Origin of the sequence: Amycolatopsis suaedae (genome assembly GCF_004214935.1) — a bacterium.
Classification (GTDB): domain Bacteria; phylum Actinomycetota; class Actinomycetes; order Mycobacteriales; family Pseudonocardiaceae; genus Amycolatopsis; species Amycolatopsis suaedae.
This window is the reverse complement of the sequence record NZ_SFCC01000018.1, coordinates 108990-127324: the sequence shown is the minus strand read 5'-3', so window position 1 is coordinate 127324 and position 18335 is coordinate 108990. Positions and strand designations below refer to the sequence as shown.

Here is an 18335-nt window from a genome sequence, read left to right as displayed (position 1 = left end):
CCTGTGTTGGTTGACTTGCGAATGCAGTCATATTAGCGTCCCCGACAGTGTTCTAGTAGATGAACTACGATCACACTAGCAGACATGGTTCATGAATGTGAACATCGAAGGGGGCGCATAGTGTCGCGCAACGTTGAGCTGGACGGCTTGCTGGCTTTCCCGCTCACTCCGTTCACCGATGACCTCGACCTGAACCTCGACGCGTTCGCCGATCACGTCGAGTTCCACGTCGAGGCCGGCGCGGGGGCCCTGTTCATCGCATGCGGCACCGGCGAGTTCAGCGCGCTGGCCCCCGACGAACTGGCCGCCCTGCTGCGCAGGGCCAGGGAGGTCGTCCGCGGGCGGGTCCCGATCTGGGCGGGCGCGGGCGGCGGCCCGGCGACGGCGCGCGCGGGCGTGGCCGCGGCCCGCGAGGGCGGCGCCGACGGCGTGCTGTTGCTGCCGCCGTACCTGGTGACCGGGCCGCCGGAGGGCCTGGTCGACCACGTCCGCTACGCGGCGGCGGGCGCGGACATCCCGGTCATCGTCTACCACCGCAGCCCGGGTGTGTTCACCGCCGGCGGTGCCGCAGCGTTGCTGGACATCCCCACGGTCGTCGGCCTCAAGGACGGCTACGGCGACGTCGACCTGATGACCCGCATCGTCACGACCATCCGCTCCGCGGGCGGGCGCGGCGAGCAGTTCCTGTTCTTCAACGGCCTGCCGACGGCGGAGGTCTCGGCGCGGGCCTACTCCGCCATCGGGGTGGCCCGCTACTCCTCGGCCGTGCACTGCTTCGCGCCGGAGATCGCGTCGGCGTTCCACACCGCACTGTCCACATCGGACGACGCGACGATGGACGCGCTGCTGAGCGGGTTCTACCTGCCGCTGGTGGCGTTGCGGGACGAGACGCCCGGGTTCGCGGTGTCGCTGGTGAAGGCCGCCGCGAGGCTGCGTGGCGAGAAGGTCGGCGGTGTTCGCCCGCCGCTGCGGGAACCCAGCGCCGAGCAGCTGGACCGGCTCGAACGCATCATCGGCGCCGGGTTCGAGGTGCTCGCCCAGGTGAAGGGGGCGGGCAAGTGAAGATCCGCGAGGTCGTCATCACGCCCGTCGCCTTCGCCGATCCGCCGTTGCTCAACGTCATGGGTGTGCACGAGCCGTACGCCCTGCGCAGCATCCTCCAGCTCGTCTGTGACGACGGCGTCGTCGGACTGGGAGAGTCCTACGGCGACGCCACCTTCCTCGACCAGGCCCGGCGGATCGCCGCCGAGCTGCCCGGCGAGGACGTGTTCAACCTCCCCGCCCTTCGCCGCATCGTCGACCGGGTGTTGGGCGGGGAGGTGTTCACCGACCGGCACGGCCTCACCGGCGGGTTCACCAGCAGCAAGACGCTGGCCACCGTGTACGGCTTCTTCGAGGTCGCGATGCTGGACGCGCAGGGGCACTACCTGAATCGTCCGGTGTCCGACCTGCTCGGCGGCAAGGCCCGCGACGAGGTCGACTTCTCCGCGTACCTGTTCTACAAGTTCGGCGAGCATCTCGACGGCCGGGGCGACGAGTGGGGTGACGTCCGCACGGCCGAGGCCCTGGTGGGCGAGGCGCGCACGATGGTCGACCGGTACGGCTTCCGCTCGATCAAGCTCAAGGGTGGTGTCTTCCCGCCGGAGCAGGAGATCGAGGCCGTCCAGGCGCTGGCCGACGCGTTCCCCGGCTACCCGCTGCGCATCGACCCCAACGGCGGCTGGACCCCCGCGACCGGTATCAGGGTGGCGCGGGAACTCGCCGGTGTCCTGGAGTACCTGGAGGACCCGACGCCGGGCATCGAGGGCATGGCCGAGGTCGCGGCGCAGGCCCAGATGCCGCTGGCCACCAACATGTGCGTGGTCTGCCTCGACCACCTGGAACCTGCCCTGCGGGCGCGGGCCATCGGCGTGCTGCTGTCCGACCACCACTTCTGGGGCGGCCTGCGCGACACGCAGGCGCTGTCGATGACGTGCCAGGCGTTCGGCGTGGGGCTGTCCATGCACTCCAACAGCCACCTGGGCATCAGCCTGGCCGCCATGGTGCACGTCGCCGCAGCGACACCGCACCTGACCTACGCCTGCGACACGCACTGGCCGTGGAAGGACACCGACGTCATCGAGCCCGGCGTGCTGGAGTTCCGCGGCGGGGCCGTCCGGGTCCCGGAGGGGCCGGGGCTCGGCGTGCGGCTCGACCAGGACGCGCTGGCCAGGGCACACGAGGACTACATCCGCTGTGGACAGACCAAACGGGACGACACGAGCTACATGAAACGCTTCGCTGGCAACGACTTCGAACCGAACAAGGCACGGTGGTGACACGCATGCGGGTGACCGGGTACGCCTACCCGTGGGACGTGCTGGACGCTCCCGGGTTCGCCGACCGGGTCGGTGAACTGGGGATCGACGAGGTGGCCGTCGCGCTGTCGTACCACAGTGCGCGGGCCGCGACGCCCTGGTCGCCGGACCGCTCGTCGGTGGTGGCCGCGCACGCGGCGCTGTACCGGCCGGTGCGGGACGAGGCCTGGGGCGGCGCGCGGCTGCGGCCGTCCGCCCCGGGCTGGGTTTCCGCGCCGGACAGCGGGGGCGATGCCGTGCGAGCGCTGGCCGGTGCCGGGGTGCCGGTGGCGGCGTGGCTGGTGTTCACGCACAACTCGCTGCTGGGCAACGCTTTCCCGGACGTGGCGGTGCGCAACTGTTTCGGTGAGGTCTACCCATGGGCGCTGTGCCCGTCCAGCGCGGAAGTGCGGGACTACGCCGCCACGCTGGCCGCGGAGACCGTTGCGGACCTGCCGCTGTCGACGGTGATCCTGGAGGCGTGCGGGCAGATCGGCGTGGTGCACCAGCACCAGCACGAGAAGACCGACGCCGTCTGGTCGCCGGCCGCGGTGCGGCTGCTGTCGGTGTGCTGCTGCGACCACTGCGCCGCGGGCTGGGACCTGGATCCGGCGTCGGTACGCAAGGCGCTGGCCGCCGAGGTCCGCGCGCTGGTGGCGTCGGGTGACCTGGGCGCGGTGGCCGACGAACTGCCCGCCGAGGTCGCCGAGGCGGTGCTGACCGGCAGGCAGCGCTCGACCGACGCGCTGCGTCAGGCGGTGCTGGCCGAGATCGGCTCCGGCCCGAGGGTCGTCCTGCACGGTGCCGTCGACCCGTGGGTCACCGGCGCCCTGCCCGGCCTGACCCCGGCCGCGCCCGCCGACGCCGACGCCGTGGTGCTGCAGAACTGGCAACCCGGCAGGGCCAGCGTCGACGCGGTGGCGGCCGCACGCTCGACCCTGCCGGCGGAGGTCGCGGTGGGCAGCTACGTCACCGCCGTCGGGCCGGCCGCGGTGCCGGACATCGGTGGCTACGTCGGCGAGTTGCGTGCCGCGGGCTCGGCGGAGCTGCACCTGTACCACCTGGGCCTGGCCGGCCCCGGCCGCTGGGCGGACATGGCGGCCGCCGTGGCGGCCGCGCACGCCTAGCTAGCCGGTCAGCAGGGGGAGCCGGCGCACGCCGGTCATGGTCGGCGTCGGGGTGAACCGGGGCGGGTCGGCGGGATCGGTGCGCAACGCCGGGAACCGGTCCAGCAACAGGTTCAGCGCGACCCGGCCCTCCAGCCGCGCCAGCGGCGCGCCGATGCAGAAGTGCGCGCCCCTGCCGAAGGCCAGGTGCGGGTTCGGGTCCCGGCCGGCGTCGAACGTCCCCGGGTCGGTGAACTGGCGTGGGTCCCGGTTGGCCGCGGCGATCCAGCCGAGCACCAGCTGGTCCGGCCCGATCACCTGACCGCCCAGCTCCACCTCGGCGGTGGTGGCCCTGGCGACGGTGGCGAACGGGCTGAGGTAGCGCAGCGACTCCTCGATCGCCGACGGCAGCAGCGACCGGTCGGCACGGACCCGAGCGGCCTGCTCCGGGTGCGCGTCCAGGCACAGCACGGTGTTGCCCAGCAGCAGCGTGGTCGTGATGTGCCCGGCGACCAGCAGCACGTTGGCGAAGTTGACCACCTCGACGTCGCTCAGCCGCTCACCGTCCACTTCGGCCTCGACGAGCTTGCTCAACAGGTCCTCCCTCGGCTGCCTGCGGCGCTCGGCCACGTGCACGGCGAGGTAGTCGGTGAGGTGCTTGGCCTCGGCCAGCACCCTGTCCAGTTCCTTCTGCTGCTTGTCGTCCTTGTTGGTCAGGGAGAACTGCATGCTGCTGTTCAGCATCCCGTCGACCCACTTCTTGAACAGGTCCCGGTCCGAGCTCGGAACACCGAGCAGCTCGGCGATGATGATCACCGGCAGCGGGTAGGCCAGCGCCGTGACCAGCTCGACGCGCCCCGGCTCGGCCTGGTCCAGCAGTTCGCCGGTCAGCTCGGCGATGCGGGGTTCGAGGTCGGCCACCACCTTCGGCGTGAACGCGTGGCTGACCAGCCTGCGCAGCTTGGTGTGGTCGGGCGGGTCGAGCTGGAGGATGTTGCCGTCCTGCGGGTCGGTCAGCTCCGGCATCAGCCGCGCGGTGTCCGACGAGAACGTCGCCGGGTCGGCGAGCATCCGCAGGATCTCCTGGTGCCCGTGGACGTTCCAGGTGCCCAGCTCGGCGTCGTAGGACACCGGCTGCTCCGGCACCTGCCCGCGCAGCCAGAACTGGGCCTCGTGGGCACCCCACAGGTCAGCCGTCGTGGTCATGGTCGTCCCCTTCCGTCCCCGGCGGGATCAGCCGCCGTCCGGGTAGATCGCCTTCTGGTAGGCGTCGAGGAGCGCGCCGAACAGGGCGCGCAGTTCGGCCGCGGCGGCGACGAGCGCCGACTGCCGCGGCTTGCGCGGGGGTTCGAACGCGTGCCGCACCACGTGTGCCAGGCCGTCGGCACGCGCTTCCACGTCGGTGGGAGCGCCGGATGGGTCGGGCAGGAAGAAGCCGTACGACGTGTGGTGCAGCGTCTCGGCCAGGCCGGGGACGTCGTCGCGGAGCAGCCCGTGGCGGAGCAGGCAGTCGAAGTACTGGTCGGCCGCGACGGTGTCCTGCGCGTGCAGCGGCCCCTTCGCCATCGCGCCGATGATCTCTCTGTCCCCTGTGGACACCGCGAGCAGCAGCGGGCGGCGGCAGGTCGCCACGAACGACATGCGGCTGAACCGGTGCGGCTGAGCGAGGCCGGGATCGGCCGCCAGCCGCTCCAGCAGCTCGGAGATCAGCTCGACGTACTCCCGGCGCAGCAGCGCCTCGAACAGCTCCTCCTTGGTGCGCCAGTGCAGGTACACCGTCCCCTTGCCGACGCCGGACGCCCTGGCGATATCGTCGACGGTCACCTTGCGGTACCCCAGGCGCATCAGCAGATCGCCCGCCGCGTCCAGGATCCGGTCGGCTCGTCCCTCGCTGCGTCGGCTCGGCATGATCTGACTATATGACCAGATTTGAAATTTAGTCAAACGGTCACACCCGGTTGGCCGTCCGCGCAGTGGGTAGCCGGTCGGCATGAGTGATCTGACCGCCACCGCCCTGACCTGCAGCCTCAAGCCGTCACCGGAGCCGTCCAGCAGCCAGCTGCTGGCCGACCAGGTACTGGCCGCGCTCGCCGACCACGGCGTGCGGGGCGAGTCGGTCCGGGTGGTCGACTACGACATCCGCCCGGGCGTGTGGCCCGACATGGGCGACGGTGACCAGTGGCCACGCCTGCGGGAGAAGATCCAGGCCAGCGACATCCTGGTGTTCGCCACACCGACCTGGCTGGGCCACATGTCCAGCGTGGCGCAACGGGTGCTGGAGCGGCTGGACGCGGAGCTGTCGGAGACCGACGACGCCGGCAGGCCTGCGATGTACGGCAAGGTGGCGGTGGTCGCGGTCGTTGGCAATGAGGACGGCGCACACAAGATCGTCGCCGACTCGTTCCAGGCCCTCGACGACATCGGGTTCACCGTGCCGGCGCAGGGCGCCACCTACTGGAACGCCGAGGCGATGAACCCCAGGGACTACAAGGACCTGGACTCGACGCCGGAAGCCGTCGACAGCACCACCCGCGGCCTCGCGGCCAACGCCGCCCACCTGGCCAGGCTGCTCAGGAGCGCGCCCTATCCGGCAGGCTGAGCACGGCCGTGCCTGCCGCGTCGGCCGAGTCCGCCACGTCGGTCGCGCCGCGGATCGGCTGCAGCTGAAGTTCGTGAACGGTGCTCGGAATCCCCGCCAGGTAGCGCAGCATGATGCCCTCGCGCAGGGCCCACGGGCTGACCTCGGCCGTGGTGATGTCGAACGCGCGGAACGCCTCGTCGGCCACCACGGCCCCGGCCAGGATCTGGCCCGCCCTCGGCGCCGACACCCCGCGCAGCTTCGCCCGCTTCTTCGCCGGTAACGCGGCCAGCTTGGGCAGCAGCCCGCGGACGTCGGCCGCGTCGAGCGTCCGCCGCACGAACGGCCCGCTGCGCTGCGGTGCCGCCCCGCACAGGCGTGCCAGCTGCTTGAACGTCTTCGAGCTGACCACCGTCTTGGCCGGATGCCCTTCCCAGCGCAACCGGTCGGCGACCTCGCGCAGGGTGTCGTGCACATGCCGCCGCAACCGTTTGACGTGCTTGCGGCTCGGCGGATCGTCCGGCAGGAACTTCCTGGTCAGCCGTCCGGCGCCGAGCGGGAGTGACAGCGTCAGCTCGGGTTCGGCGTCGCGGCCGAGCGCGATCTCCAGCGAGCCGCCGCCGATGTCCAGCAACAGGATTCGCCCCGCCGACCAGCCGTACCAGCGGTGGGCGGCGGAGTAGGTCAGCCGTGCCTCGTCCTCACCGGTCAGGTACTGCGGCCGCACGCCGGTCTCGCGCTCGATGCGGTCCAGGATGTCGCCGCGGTTGGCGGCGTCCCGGATGGCCGACGTGGCGTAGACGAACAGCTGCTCCACCCGGTTGCGGCGGGCGGCCTCCAGCGCCGACTCGACGGCGTGCACGGCCCGTGCGACGCCGTCCGCGGCCAGCGTGCCGTCCTCCTCGATCGATTCGGCCAGCCGGGTCGGTTCCTTGACCGCCACCGCGGGAAGCGGGGGCGCCCCGGGGTAGCCGTCGACCACCTGCAGCTGCGCGGAGTTGGATCCGATGTCCAGTACGCCGAGTCTCACTCGACCGGGGTACCCCGGCCTCAGCCGGGATACGCCTCGCGCAGGGCGGGAAGAACGGTGTCGCGGGCGTGGTCGAGGAAGCTGTCCTGGGTGTCACCGCCGATCTGCACCAGTGCCACGTCGGTGAAACCGGCGTCGGCGAACGGCCGGAACGCCTCGACGATCGCGTCGGTGTCCGGGCCGCACGGGATCGCCTCGGCGACATCCTCGGGCGTGACGTACTGCGTGGCCGCCGCGAACGCCGCGGGGCCGGGCAGTTCGGCGTTGACCTTCCAGCCGCCGCCGAACCAGCGGAACTGGGCGTGTGCCCGCTTGATGGCGGCGTCGCGGTCGGGATCCCAGCAGATCGGGAGCTGACCAACCTTGCGGCCCGGTTCGGACATGCCGGCGTCGCGGCGGTGCCGGTCCCAGGAACGGCACAGTCCGGCTTCCGGCTGCACCGCGATGAGGACGTCGGCGGCCGGGGCGAACCGCGCCACCGACTGCTCGCCGGACACCGCGACGCCGATCGCGGGCCGCACCGGCGGCAGGTCCCACAGCTTGGCCGAGTCGACGCGGTAGTGGTCACCGGTGAAGTTGACGTGGCCGCCGTCGAACAGGTCGGAGATGATGTGCACGGCCTCGGCGAGCATCTCGTGCCGTACGTTCGCCGGCGGCCAGCCGCCGCCGGTCACGTGCTCGTTGAGGTTCTCCCCGGCGCCAAGGCCCAGCGTGAACCGGCCCTGGGACAGCAGCTGGACGGTCGCGGCCTTCTGCGCCACCACGGCGGGGTGGTAACGGATGATCGGGCAGGTCACGTACGTCATCAGCTCGACCCGTTCGGTCGACTGCGTCACGGCACCCAGCACGCTCCACGCGTACGGCGAGTGGCCCTGTTCCTCCAGCCACGGGAAGTAGTGGTCGCTCATCACCTCGAAGTCGAAGCCGGCCCGCTCGGCGGCGCCGGCGAAGCCGACCAGTTCGCGTGGGCCGGCCTGCTCGGTCATCAGGGTGTAGCCGAAACGCATGATGCTCCTAGTCGTACGCAGTGGACAGTGGGCCTCAGGCGGGCTGGGTACGCAGCGCCAGCCGGAAGTGGTCGATGGTCATCGGGATCGGCCGGTCCGGTCCCAGGTCCGGGTGGGAGTTCAGCCGGTAGTCGTGGCCGGTCAGCAACGCGGCCAGCAGCGTGCTGGTGACCAGCAGCACCAGGTTCTGCCCGGGGCACTCGCCCGGACCGGAGCTGAACGGCACCAGCGACGGATCGGCCTCGGCCCGGCCGTCCAGCCAGATCTCCGGCGTGAACCGGTTGGCGTAGTCGTGGGTCCGCTCGTCGCGGTGGAAGAACGGTGCGTAGACGACCACCGCGGTGCCCTCGGGCAGTGTCACACCGGACAGTTCGGTATCGGCGACGGTGTCGCGCAGCAGGATCGGGGTGGTCGGCCACAGCCGGACCGACTCCAGCTCACACGCCCGCAGGTAGGGCAGCACCTGCGGGCGCGCGAGGTCGGTGCCGGCCAGTTCGGCGCGCGCGGCGATCCGCTGTTCGGGGTGCGCGGCGAGCAGCGCCAGCGCGCGCAGGCTGGTCATGCCCGCTGCGTCGAAGGCGAACAGCCAGTGCGCGACCTGGCTGACCGGGTCGATGCCGGGTTCGGCCGGGGTGTCGGCGATGGCCTCGGCCAGCGTTCCGGGCTCGGCCCTGGCGAGGTGGGCGCGGACCAGTCCCTCGAACCGCCTGCGGCTGCGGTCCCGCGCGGGGGACAGGAACGACCAGTTGGCCGACCGGCGCAGCCGGTCCAGCACGTCGGTGGTGGCGCTGTCGTCCCTGGCGGCCTTGCCGAACGTCACCCGGCGCACGATCCGCCACCAGCCGCGGTTGAACCGGTCCCAGTCGAGGACACCGGCCTCCCGCACGTCGTCGAGCAGCAGCTGGGTCTCCTGCCGGACGGTGGCGGTGACGACGTCGGCGAGGTGGTGCATCGGGCTGGGCGTCTCCAGCACGGCCTCGACGAACCGCCTGCGTTCGCGGCGGGATTCGCCGCGGGAGATCAGCACGCCGTGGGGCTGGAACTTGGTGAGCGCGGCCCGTTTCTCCGCGTTGGCCGGGGTGAACGCCTCGGCCCGGGTGCGCAGGACCTCACGCACGTCGTCGGGGGAGAGCACCATGGCCACCCGCCTGCCGGGTACCGGGATCCGCAGCGGCCGGGTGCCGTAGCGGTCGGTGAGCTCGCGCAGCAGCGCGACGGCCGGGCGGTCGGCCTGCACCTTCTCGGCGACGCGCAGCGGTGTTCGCCTGCGCTTGATGACGCCGCCTGCGAGCGTCGGCAGCAGCACCGTGCCCGCGAGGCGGGCGGTGTCCAGAGCCGACGCGGTGGGCTGGGTGCTCGTCGTACCGACCATGCCGCGGGGGTACCGCGGCACGCGGCCGGTCAAACGATCAGGACGGACGATCCCGGAAATCCTCCGGGTCGAGGTGATCCAGCAGCTCGCGGAACTCGGCGACCTGCTCCTCGGCGTCCGGTGGAGTGGCGGTCCCGAGCGGATCGTCGCCCAGTACCTCGAACTCGACGCCGACCTCGTCGAACACGCCCTCGTCGACCTCGACGGGGACGTCGGCCCGCACGCCGAGCACCACGGCGTCGCTGGGCCGCGCCGAGATCCGGACTCCCTTGTCCAGCACCAGATCGGCGTGGAACACGCCGTTGTCGAGCTTGGTGACCTGCACGCGGGCCAGCCGGTGCCCGAACACCGCCAGCACCTCGCCGATCAGCTCGACCGTGGTCGGCCGGGGATGGTTGACCTTGGCCTGCGCGGTGACCAGTGCCTCGGCCTCGGGCGCGCCGATGACGATCGGCAGCCAGCGTTGCCGTCCGCTCAGTTCCCGCAGCAGCATCACCGGGCTGGTCGACCAGGGCGCCACCAGCGCCACACCCTCCACGTTCACCGGCACCATCGCCCTCACACCCTCTCGACCCGACGACCGAGTCGGGATACCCACCCGTGAACGAGCTGACACTTGCACACATGCGCATGTGACTATATGTTGACGGTATGGGACACGGACATGGGCACGGAAACGTGGGCAGCGCGTCGGGCAGGCACGCCCGGCGGCTCGGGATCGCGCTCGCACTCGGTGTGGTGACGCTGGCCGTCCAGCTCGTGGTGGGGCTGCGGACGTCGTCGCTGGCACTGCTGTCGGACTCGGCGCACGTGCTCACCGACGTGCTGGGTGTGGCGATGGCGCTGGGCGCGGTGCTGGTGGCCCGCCGGGCCGCGGCGAACGGCGGCCGCACGTTCGGCATGTACCGCGGCGAGGTGCTGGCGGCCCTGCTCAACGCCGTGCTGCTGGTGGCAGTCGCGGCGTGGGTGCTCACCGAGGCCGTCGGCCGCTTCGCCGACCCGCCGGAGGTGCCCGGCCTGCCGGTGACGATCGTCGCGGTGGCAGGCCTGCTGCTCAACCTCGCGGCGCTGCTGGTGCTGCGCCGGGGCGCGGCGGAGAGCCTCAACGTGCGGGGCGCCTACCTGGAGGTCATGGCCGACCTGGTCGGCTCGGTCGGGGTGCTGATCAGCGGCCTGCTGACGCTGGGGTTCGGCTGGCGGTACGCCGACGCCGTCATCGGCGTGGCGATCGGCCTGTTCGTGCTGCCGCGCGCGGTGCGCCTGGGCCGCGACGCCCTGCGGATCCTGTTCCAGCACGCGCCCGCGCGGCTCGACGTCGCCGCCGTCCGCGCCGAGCTGGCGGACCTGCCCGGCGTGCTGGACGTGCACGACCTGCACGTCTGGACGCTGACCTCGGGCATGGAGGTGGCGTCGGCGCACCTGCGGGTCGCCGGGGACGCCGACCGGGACGGGGTCCTGGAGCGGGCCCGCGGGCTGCTGACCGAACGGCACGGTCTCGGGCACGCGACGCTCCAGGTCGAGGTCGCGGCCTGCCCGGCGCTCACCTGGTGACGCCGGGCGCCGCGCGGATGACCGGCAGCAGTGCGGCGAGTGCCGGATTGTCGTTGCCGGACCGCCACATCGCGTGCAGCTCGATCGGGTGCGGCTCGATGCCCGACACCGGGCGCAGCACGACGTCGTCGAGATGCAGCACCGACGCCGCCGCCGGCACCAGCGCGACGCCCAGCCCGGCCCGGACCAGCGCGAGCACCGTGTGGATCTGGCTGGCGTGCTGCACGTAGTCCGGCGCCACACCGGCACCGCGGAACACCCCGATCAGCACCTCGTGGAAGTACCGGGACTCCACCGGCGAGTACATGATGAACGGCCTGCCGTCGAAGTCGGCGACCGGAACGGTGGCCGATGCGGCGAGCGGGTCGTCGGCCGGCATCGCCGCCAGCAGCGGTTCCCGCAACAGGGGAGCGGTGACCACGTCGCTGCCGGTGACCGGCGGTCGGACCAGGCCCAGATCCAGCTCCCCGGCGAGCAGGGCCTCGGCCTGCGCGCCGCTGACCATCTCCCGCAGCACCAGGTCGACATGCGGCAGCCGGTCGCGGACCGCCGCCAGTGCCGTGCCCAGGAACGAGTACGCCGTCGTGGCGGTGAAGCCCAGCACCACCCGGCCGCGCTCGCCGGCAGGCACGCGGCGGACCGCCAGCGTGGCCTGCTCGGCCAGGTGCAGGATGCGGCGGGCGTCGACCAGGAACTCCCGCCCGGCGGGCGTGAGACGCACGGCGCGCCCGCCGCGGTCGAACAACGCGACGCCCAGTTCCCGCTCCAGTAGCTGGATGCGCCTGCTCAGCGGAGGCTGGGTCATCGAGAGCCGGGCCGCCGCCCTGCCGTAGTGCAGCTCCTCGGCGACGGCCACGAAGCTGTGCAGCTGGGTCAGGGAAAACACCGATTCAGTATTGGCATCACACGATGCAAAGACAATGTTGGACCGGTATCGATCCGTCGTTAGGGTTGTGGACGACCGGGAAATCCCGGTCGGGGAAGGAGAACACGTTGTCCACCACCACCGACGCCCGGCTGTCCGGTCGGATGTTCGTCGGCGCGGAGCGCGTCGCCGGAGACGGACCCGAGGTGCGGTCGGTCGACCCGCGCACCGGTCAGGCCCTCGACCCCGCCTACCACCACGGCGGTGCCGGGGACGTCGACCGCGCGTGCGCGCTGGCGGAGGAGGCGTTCGAGCCCTACCGCGCGACCGACCCGGAGCGGCGGGCGCGGTTCCTGGAGCGCATCGCGGGCAACATCGACGCGATCACCGCCGAACTCGTCGAGCGGGCCGGTCTCGAGTCGGGCCTGCCAGAGGCGAGGCTGACCGGGGAGGTCGGGCGCACCACCGGTCAGCTGCGGCTGTTCGCCGGGGTGCTGCGCGAGGGCAGCTGGCAGGGCGTGCGCGTGGACACCGCGCTGCCGGACCGCACCCCGTTGCCGCGCCCGGACATCCGGCAGCGGATGGTGCCGCTCGGCCCGGTCGCCGTGTTCGGTGCCAGCAACTTCCCGCTGGCGTTCTCCGTCGCCGGTGGGGACACCGCGTCCGCGCTGGCCGCGGGCTGCCCGGTGGTGGTGAAGGCACACAACGCGCACCTGGGAACGTCGGAGCTGGTCGCCGGTGCGATCGCCGACGCGGTCGCGGCAGAGGGGCTGCCGCAGGGAGTGTTCTCGCTGCTCGTCGGCGACGGCCCCGGGCTCGGCCAGACGCTGGTGGCCGACCCGCGCATCCAGGCCGTCGGCTTCACCGGTTCCCGCGGTGGTGGCCTGGCGCTGGTGGAGGTCGCCGCCCGGCGCCCGCGGCCGATCCCGGTCTACGCCGAGATGAGCAGCATCAACCCGGTCGTCCTGCTGCCCGGTGCGCTGGCCGCCCGTGGCCGTGAGCTGGGTGCGGCGTTCGTCGGCTCGCTCACGCTCGGCGCGGGCCAGTTCTGCACCAACCCGGGCCTGGTCGTCGCCGTCGAGGGCGAGGGACTGGACGCGTTCACCGCCGCGGCGGCCGACGCCGTCGGTGCCGACGCCGGCGCGACCATGCTGACGCCGGGCATCGCCCGGTCGTACCAGTCGGCCACCGAGGAGGTCGGCGGGCACAGCGGTGTGACCGAGCTTGCCAGGGGAGCGGCAGCGGAGGCCGCCGCCGCGGGGCACGCGTTGCTGCTCGCGGTCGACGGCGCCACGTTCACCGCGGACCCGGCACTGCAGACGGAGATGTTCGGCGCGGCGTCGCTGATCATCCGCTGCCGCGACTTCGACGAGGTGCTGCGGGTGCTGCGCTCGCTGGAGGGCCAGCTGACCGCGACCGTGCACGCCGAGCCGGGGGCCGACGACGCCGAGGCGACGAGGCTGCTGCCGGTGCTGGAGCGCACGGCGGGCCGGATTCTGTTCAACGGCTGGCCGACCGGCGTCGAGGTGTGTCACGCGATGGTGCACGGCGGGCCGTTCCCCGCGACCTCGGACGCCCGGGCCACCTCGGTGGGATCGCGGGCGATCGAGCGTTTCCTGCGGCCGGTGGCCTACCAGAACGTGCCCGACGCGGTGCGGCCGCACGTGCTGCGTGACGGCAACCCGCAGGGCGTCTGGCGCCGCGTGGACGGTGAGCTGACCCGGGACTGACGCTGGCGCCGGTCGGGTTCCTTCACGTGCGTTGGCGGGATTCCGGCCAAGTCGGTGTCCGGCGGGGCGGGTCGTGGTCCCGAACGCGGAACTCGCGGGCCGGAACGCAGAACTCACGGGCGTGAGCGCAGAACTCACGATGTGGACCGGTTTCTCAGGTGGTGCCGGTCGTCCGCGTGGCCGGTCCGTTCGTGCGAGTCGTCCGTTCCCGAACGCGCGAGTTGTCCGTTCCCGCCCGCCGGGCCCCACTGTCCGGCACGCCGGTTCCGCATCGCGAGACACCGGCCCCGGCCCAAGCACGTGAAGGCCACCTTCATTACGTGTGACGTGGTGAAGGTGGCCTTCACGTGCGGTGAGGGTTGGCGGGGTTGTCTCGTTCGTGGTGGCGGGTGGGGTGGTTGTGGCGTCTGGGGCTGGCGGGTCGGGTGGTGTGTCTGGGTGAGGGGGGAGTTGGTGGCGTCTGATGCCGTGAGGGCCCCCTTCACGGCAATCGACCCAGGATCCCCGGCCGGGGCCCTGACGTCTCAGGTGGTGAAGGTGGCCTTCACGTGCTTTGGCGGACAGGGGCGGCGACGGGGCGGTCGTTGAGCAGGACGCGGGTCTGCCCGCAGTGGCAGCGCTGGTAGCGGACCCAGCCCTCGCTGGTGACGTGGGCGGAGGTGGTGATCCAGCGGTGTGATGCGGTCATGGCCCCAGTCTGCTGTAATGCCCTTGTGCATTTGAACCCTTACGGCGAAGATCCCGTCCGGCTGGCCATGGACCTGGCGGCCACGCCGCCGCGCACTCATGCCGAGCTGACCGCCCGGTGCCGCGCGGCGGGCGTCGTCGCGCCCCGCGACGCGCAGCCCGCCGACCTCGCCGACATCGAGGTGTTCCTGCGCGAATGGCTCGCGGTGGTCGACGCCACGGAACCGGCCGAACGGGTCCGCCTGCTCAACGACCTGCTCGCGGACTCCTCGGCCTACCCCAGGGTGACCGACCACGCGGGCACCGGCTGGCACATCCACTACCGCGACGACGACCTGCCCATGGCCAAGGTGCTGCGGGCGCTGATCAGCGTCGGCACCGCACTGCACCTCACCGGCCGCGGGATGGACCGGCTGCACCGGTGCGCACTGGCCGAGTGCGGCAGGGCGTTCGGCGACTTCAGCCGCGGCGGCAGGCAGCGGTACTGCTCACCGGCCTGCGCAAACCGCGACGCCGTGCGCCGTCACCGGGCACGCACGGCTAGAGCTTCGGCAGCTTCTGCTCGAGGGTGAGCAGCGGCGCGAACGGGTCACCGGCCTTCGCCAGGCGCTCGGGCAGCGTGCGGACGGTCCACCGGTCCGGCTCCAGGTCCGGGTCGTCCAGCTCGTCCCACTCCAGCGGAACCGACACCGGCGCACCGGGCCGCGGCCGGACGCTGTAGGGCGCGACGAGGGTCTTGTTGATGACGTTCTGCGTGTAGTCCAGCCGCGCCCGCCCGCGCCGCTCGTCCTTGTTCCAGGCCCAGCTGACCATCTCCGGCACCGCACGCCCGATCGTCTTCGACACCGTCTGCACGAACGCGCGGGTCTCGGCGTAGGTGTACCGCGGCTCGATCGGCACCCACACCTGGACGCCGCGCTGGCCGGTGACCTTCGGCCTGCCCTCCAGCCCGAGGTGTTCCAGCGCCGTGCGGTGCAGCCGGGCCAGCACCAGCACGTCGTCGAAGGACGTGTCGGTGCCCGGGTCGATGTCGAACAGTGCCCACGTCGGCCGTGTGACGTCCTCGATCCGCGACGTCCAGGCGTGCAGTTCCAGCGCACCGTAGTTGGCCAGCCAGGCCATCGTGGCGACGCTGTCGGGGACGATGTAGTACTTCACGTCGTCGGGATCGGCGGACTCGTTGTGCCAGCGCCGGATCCAGTCCGGGGCATGGCTGGGAACCTCCTTGTGCCAGAAGCCCGGCTTGTCGACGCCCTGCGGGAACCGGTGGGTGTTCAGCGGCCGGTCCGCGAGGTAGGGCAGCATCACCGGCGCGACGGTGGCGTAGTAGCGGATCAGGTCCCGCTTGGTCACCGGGTCCTCGCCGTCGCGGCCGGGGAACAGCACTTTGTCCAAATTGGTCAGTGCGACGTCCTGGCCGTCGACGTGCCAGGTTCCCTTGCTCCGCAGCGAGTCCAGGGCTTCCAGCTCGTCGCCGGACGGTCCGGTCCACTTCGGAATCTCGCGCCGGGGGCGCCGCAGCGACTCCTCGGCCCGCGCGGCGGGCCGATCACCGTGCCACATCGCGTCCGGGTCGGCGGCCACCTCCTCGTTGGTGCGCCCGCTCTTGACCGACTTCGGGTGGTCCTCGGCGTCCCAGCCCGGCTGCGCGTGCTCGTCCTGCTTGTGTAGCAGGAACCACTGCTTGCCGTCGTCGCGGCGCGGCCGGACCAGCACGAACCGGCCGGCCAGCTTCTCGCCGTACAGGTCGAAGTGCAGGTTGCCGTCCTCGATGGCCTTGAGCGGATCGTCGGTGTCCACCGGCTCCCAGGTGCCGCGGTCCCACACGATGACGTCGCCGCCGCCGTACTCGCCGGCCGGGATGACGCCCTCGAAGTCGGCGTACTCGATCGGATGGTCCTCGACGTGGATGGCCATCCGCCGCGCCTTGGGATCCAGCGTCGGGCCCTTGGGTACCGCCCAGCTCACCAGCACGCCGTCGATCTCCAGGCGCACGTCGTAGTGCCGCCTGCTCGCGCGGTGCCGCTGCACCACGAACCGGTTGCCGTCCGCGGGGCCCGCGCCGCCCGCGGGTTCGGCGGTCCGGTCGAAGTCGCGCATCGACCGGTACTTGGCCAGCCGCTCGGACCTGGAGTTCACAACCACACTCTTACCCGTTGCCGGTGCCCGGGAAAAGTCACTCGGCCGGGACGGCCTCCGCCGACCTGTGCTCGGCGCGGGCCAGCCAGCTGTCGAACAGGTCGCGGTAGCGGTTGGCCCGCTCCGAGGTGTCCTCCGGGGCGATGCGCTCGTAGAACTCGAACGGCCGCACCCGGCCCGATTCCGACCACTGCAGGTAGGCCAGGAAGATCTCCCCGTTGCCCAGCCGGAACCCGTGCACCACCGGCACGAAATCGTAGGTCCGCAGGTCAACGGTGATCCGGCGCTGCTCCAGGTCGCCTGCTTCCTCCTCCAGCAGTGCCCGGACGCGGTGCGCGCTGCGGGCCGCCTCGGTGGACCAGTGGCCGGGTAGTTCGTCGCAGGTCTCGGCGAACTCCGGATCCAGGCAGTACAACGTGATCCGCCACCGCGACGGCGACTCGTGGCCGGTGAGCCACGCGGCGAGCTGCGGCCACGTGGTGTTCAGCGTCAGGCCCAGCACCTCCAGCGTCCGCTCGCCGCGGCGGCCGTCCGCGCCCAGCCTGCGTACGGCTTCCACGACGGTGCTGACGTCGTAGACCACCTGCCCGTGCACCCGCGGCGCCAGCTCGGTACGCAGCTTGCGGACCTGGCGGCCCAGCTGGTAGACGGCGATGATGGCGACCTCCAGCATGATCGCCACGATCGCGGTGAGCACCTCCACGTTGAGCTTGAGGACGTAGCGCTCCAGGATCAGCCTCGTCGGCTCGATCGTGCTGAGCACCAGGTAGATCGCGGTGATCAGGGCGAGCCCGGTGGTCACCACCTCCCAGACCCGGCGGACCCGCCCCGACAGCGGCGTGCGGTCCTCCCGTTGTCGCGCCACCCTGCGCCTGGCCATCACGCGATCAACCTGGCCTACGGTGCCGCGCGGCACAACCACCGAACGTGCGAGACGTGCACCACTCAGCCCAGCGCCGCCAGCGCCACCTTCGTCGCCTCGGCCAGCAGCGCGTCCTGGGGCTGGTCCTCGGTGCTGGACCGGGCACTGAGCAGCGCGAGCACGATCGGTGCCCGGCCCGGCGGCCAGATCACGGCGATGTCGTTGCGGCCGCCGTAGTCGGCCGTCCCGGTCTTGTCGCCGACCACCCAGCCGGCCGGTGTCCCGGCACGGATCACCTTGTCGCCGGTGGTGTTGCGGCGCAGCAGGTCGACGAAGATCTCCCGCTTGTCCGCGGCCAGCGCGTCGCCGAGGGCGAACGTGCGCAGGCTGCCTGCCAGCGCCCGCGGGGTGCTGGTGTCCCTGGGGTCGCCGGGCGTCGCCTCGTTCAGCTCTGGCTCCATCCGGTCCGACCGCGTCGTCTGGTCACCGAGTTCGCGCAGCACCCGGGTCAGGCCCGCCGGGCCGCCCAGTTCGTTCAGCAGCAGGTTTCCCGCGGTGTTGTCGCTGTAGCGGACCGCGGCGTCGCACAGCGCCCGCAGCGACATGCCGGTGTCGACGTGCTTCTCCGCGATCGGGGCGTGCTCCTGCAGGTCCGCCCGGGTGTAGCGGACGATCTGGTCCAGCTCGGCCGGCGTGTTGGCACGCAGGACCGCGGCCGCGGCCAGCGCCTTGAACGTCGACGCGAACGCGAACCGTTCGTCGGGCCGGAACGCCACCTCCCTGCCACTGCCGGTGTCGATGGCGTAGACGCCGAGCCGGGCGGCGAACCGGCTCTCCAGCTGACCGAACTCGGCGTCACGCGACACCACCGGCGCCGCGGCGGGGGACGGTGGCGCGGGGGCGGGCGGCTGCTCCGCCGCCGGTGCGCACGCGGCCAGCGCGACGGCCGCCAGCAGCGCGGTACCGAGTCGCGGGAACGAACGGGACACGAAGATCACCTTTCTGCCGTGGGGTTCGAACGGCAGTCTTCCGAGCCCTGGTCATGCTGTCGAAGACGGAAATAGAAGTTTTC

General features: G+C 71.9%; 18 protein-coding genes. 7 read left to right on the top strand and 11 right to left on the bottom strand.

What is annotated here, in order from left to right:
- Positions 1-84 precede the first annotated feature (84 nt).
- Genes EWH70_RS30310 through EWH70_RS30300 form a run of 3 tightly spaced genes read left to right on the top strand, consistent with a single transcriptional unit; the run spans position 85 to position 3463 of the window.
- On the top strand, positions 85-1062 hold the full coding sequence (locus EWH70_RS30310) for a 5-dehydro-4-deoxyglucarate dehydratase (protein WP_130478979.1): 978 nt from the start codon (positions 85-87) through the stop codon (positions 1060-1062).
- Positions 1059-2318: a glucarate dehydratase family protein gene (locus tag EWH70_RS30305; protein WP_130478978.1), complete on the top strand. Its 1260-nt coding sequence runs from the start codon at positions 1059-1061 to the stop codon at positions 2316-2318. Before EWH70_RS30310 ends, EWH70_RS30305 begins: the two co-directional genes overlap by 4 nt.
- Before the next feature lie 5 nt (positions 2319-2323).
- Positions 2324-3463 (top strand): hypothetical protein, encoded by a 1140-nt coding sequence (locus EWH70_RS30300; protein ID WP_130478977.1) that lies wholly within the window; start codon positions 2324-2326, stop codon positions 3461-3463.
- Here the strand turns inward: EWH70_RS30300 and EWH70_RS30295 are convergent, their stop codons facing one another.
- Both EWH70_RS30295 and EWH70_RS30290 read right to left on the bottom strand, forming a co-directional pair.
- A complete protein-coding gene (locus tag EWH70_RS30295; protein WP_130478976.1) occupies positions 3464-4648 on the bottom strand; it encodes a cytochrome P450 in 1185 nt (394 codons plus the stop codon).
- Between the two features lie 27 nt (positions 4649-4675).
- Positions 4676-5350 carry a TetR/AcrR family transcriptional regulator gene (locus EWH70_RS30290; RefSeq protein WP_130478975.1) on the bottom strand — a complete coding sequence of 225 codons (675 nt, stop codon included), beginning with the start codon at positions 5348-5350 and terminating at the stop codon, positions 4676-4678.
- Positions 5351-5432: 82 nt separating this feature from the next.
- On the opposite strand from EWH70_RS30290, the gene EWH70_RS30285 reads away from it, so the two are divergent.
- Entirely contained in the window at positions 5433-6041 is a 609-nt protein-coding gene (locus EWH70_RS30285; RefSeq protein WP_130478974.1) for a flavodoxin family protein, read from the top strand.
- Here the strand turns inward: EWH70_RS30285 and EWH70_RS30280 are convergent.
- The 4 genes from EWH70_RS30280 to EWH70_RS30265 are packed head-to-tail and all read right to left on the bottom strand — an operon-like array spanning position 6013 to position 9982.
- Complete coding sequence (locus tag EWH70_RS30280) at positions 6013-7050, bottom strand: Ppx/GppA phosphatase family protein (protein WP_130478973.1); 1038 nt, start codon at positions 7048-7050, stop codon at positions 6013-6015. The two genes, EWH70_RS30285 and EWH70_RS30280, sit on opposite strands and share 29 nt — an antisense overlap.
- A 20-nt stretch (positions 7051-7070) precedes the next feature.
- The gene (locus tag EWH70_RS30275) at positions 7071-8057 is read right to left on the bottom strand and encodes a TIGR03557 family F420-dependent LLM class oxidoreductase (RefSeq protein WP_130478972.1); all 987 of its coding nucleotides are present in this window, start codon (positions 8055-8057) and stop codon (positions 7071-7073) included.
- Between the two features lie 34 nt (positions 8058-8091).
- Complete coding sequence (locus EWH70_RS30270; RefSeq protein ID WP_130478971.1) at positions 8092-9429, bottom strand: cytochrome P450; 1338 nt, start codon at positions 9427-9429, stop codon at positions 8092-8094.
- 37 nt (positions 9430-9466) lie between these two features.
- Positions 9467-9982, bottom strand: a complete 516-nt coding sequence (locus EWH70_RS30265; RefSeq protein ID WP_130478970.1) for a bifunctional nuclease family protein — start codon at positions 9980-9982, stop codon at positions 9467-9469.
- A gap of 98 nt (positions 9983-10080) precedes the next feature.
- On the opposite strand from EWH70_RS30265, the gene EWH70_RS30260 reads away from it, so the two are divergent.
- A complete protein-coding gene (locus tag EWH70_RS30260; RefSeq protein ID WP_130478969.1) occupies positions 10081-10980 on the top strand; it encodes a cation diffusion facilitator family transporter in 900 nt (299 codons plus the stop codon).
- Here the strand turns inward: EWH70_RS30260 and EWH70_RS30255 are convergent.
- Positions 10970-11866 (bottom strand): LysR substrate-binding domain-containing protein, encoded by an 897-nt coding sequence (locus EWH70_RS30255; RefSeq protein WP_130478968.1) that lies wholly within the window; start codon positions 11864-11866, stop codon positions 10970-10972. The two genes, EWH70_RS30260 and EWH70_RS30255, sit on opposite strands and share 11 nt — an antisense overlap.
- Before the next feature lie 107 nt (positions 11867-11973).
- On the opposite strand from EWH70_RS30255, the gene EWH70_RS30250 reads away from it, so the two are divergent.
- Complete coding sequence (locus tag EWH70_RS30250; protein WP_240687310.1) at positions 11974-13575, top strand: aldehyde dehydrogenase (NADP(+)); 1602 nt, start codon at positions 11974-11976, stop codon at positions 13573-13575.
- A 544-nt stretch (positions 13576-14119) separates the two neighbouring features.
- Here EWH70_RS30250 and EWH70_RS35655 read toward each other — a convergent pair.
- The gene (locus tag EWH70_RS35655; RefSeq protein ID WP_165436479.1) at positions 14120-14263 is read right to left on the bottom strand and encodes a hypothetical protein; all 144 of its coding nucleotides are present in this window, start codon (positions 14261-14263) and stop codon (positions 14120-14122) included.
- A 25-nt stretch (positions 14264-14288) separates the two neighbouring features.
- Here EWH70_RS35655 and EWH70_RS30245 point away from each other — a divergent pair, with 25 nt between their 5' ends.
- Positions 14289-14834, top strand: a complete 546-nt coding sequence (locus tag EWH70_RS30245; protein WP_130478966.1) for a CGNR zinc finger domain-containing protein — start codon at positions 14289-14291, stop codon at positions 14832-14834.
- Here EWH70_RS30245 and ligD read toward each other — a convergent pair.
- The 3 genes from ligD to bla all read right to left on the bottom strand — a co-directional run bounded on the left by ligD (position 14803) and on the right by bla (position 18252).
- Positions 14803-16362, bottom strand: a complete 1560-nt coding sequence (ligD, locus tag EWH70_RS30240; RefSeq protein ID WP_240687315.1) for a non-homologous end-joining DNA ligase — start codon at positions 16360-16362, stop codon at positions 14803-14805. The genes EWH70_RS30245 and ligD overlap by 32 nt on opposite strands.
- A gap of 76 nt (positions 16363-16438) precedes the next feature.
- A complete protein-coding gene (locus EWH70_RS30235) occupies positions 16439-17281 on the bottom strand; it encodes a hypothetical protein (protein ID WP_130479022.1) in 843 nt (280 codons plus the stop codon).
- Positions 17282-17346: 65 nt separating this feature from the next.
- Positions 17347-18252 carry a class A beta-lactamase gene (gene bla, locus EWH70_RS30230; protein ID WP_205669321.1) on the bottom strand — a complete coding sequence of 302 codons (906 nt, stop codon included), beginning with the start codon at positions 18250-18252 and terminating at the stop codon, positions 17347-17349.
- Positions 18253-18335: the final 83 nt, after the last annotated feature.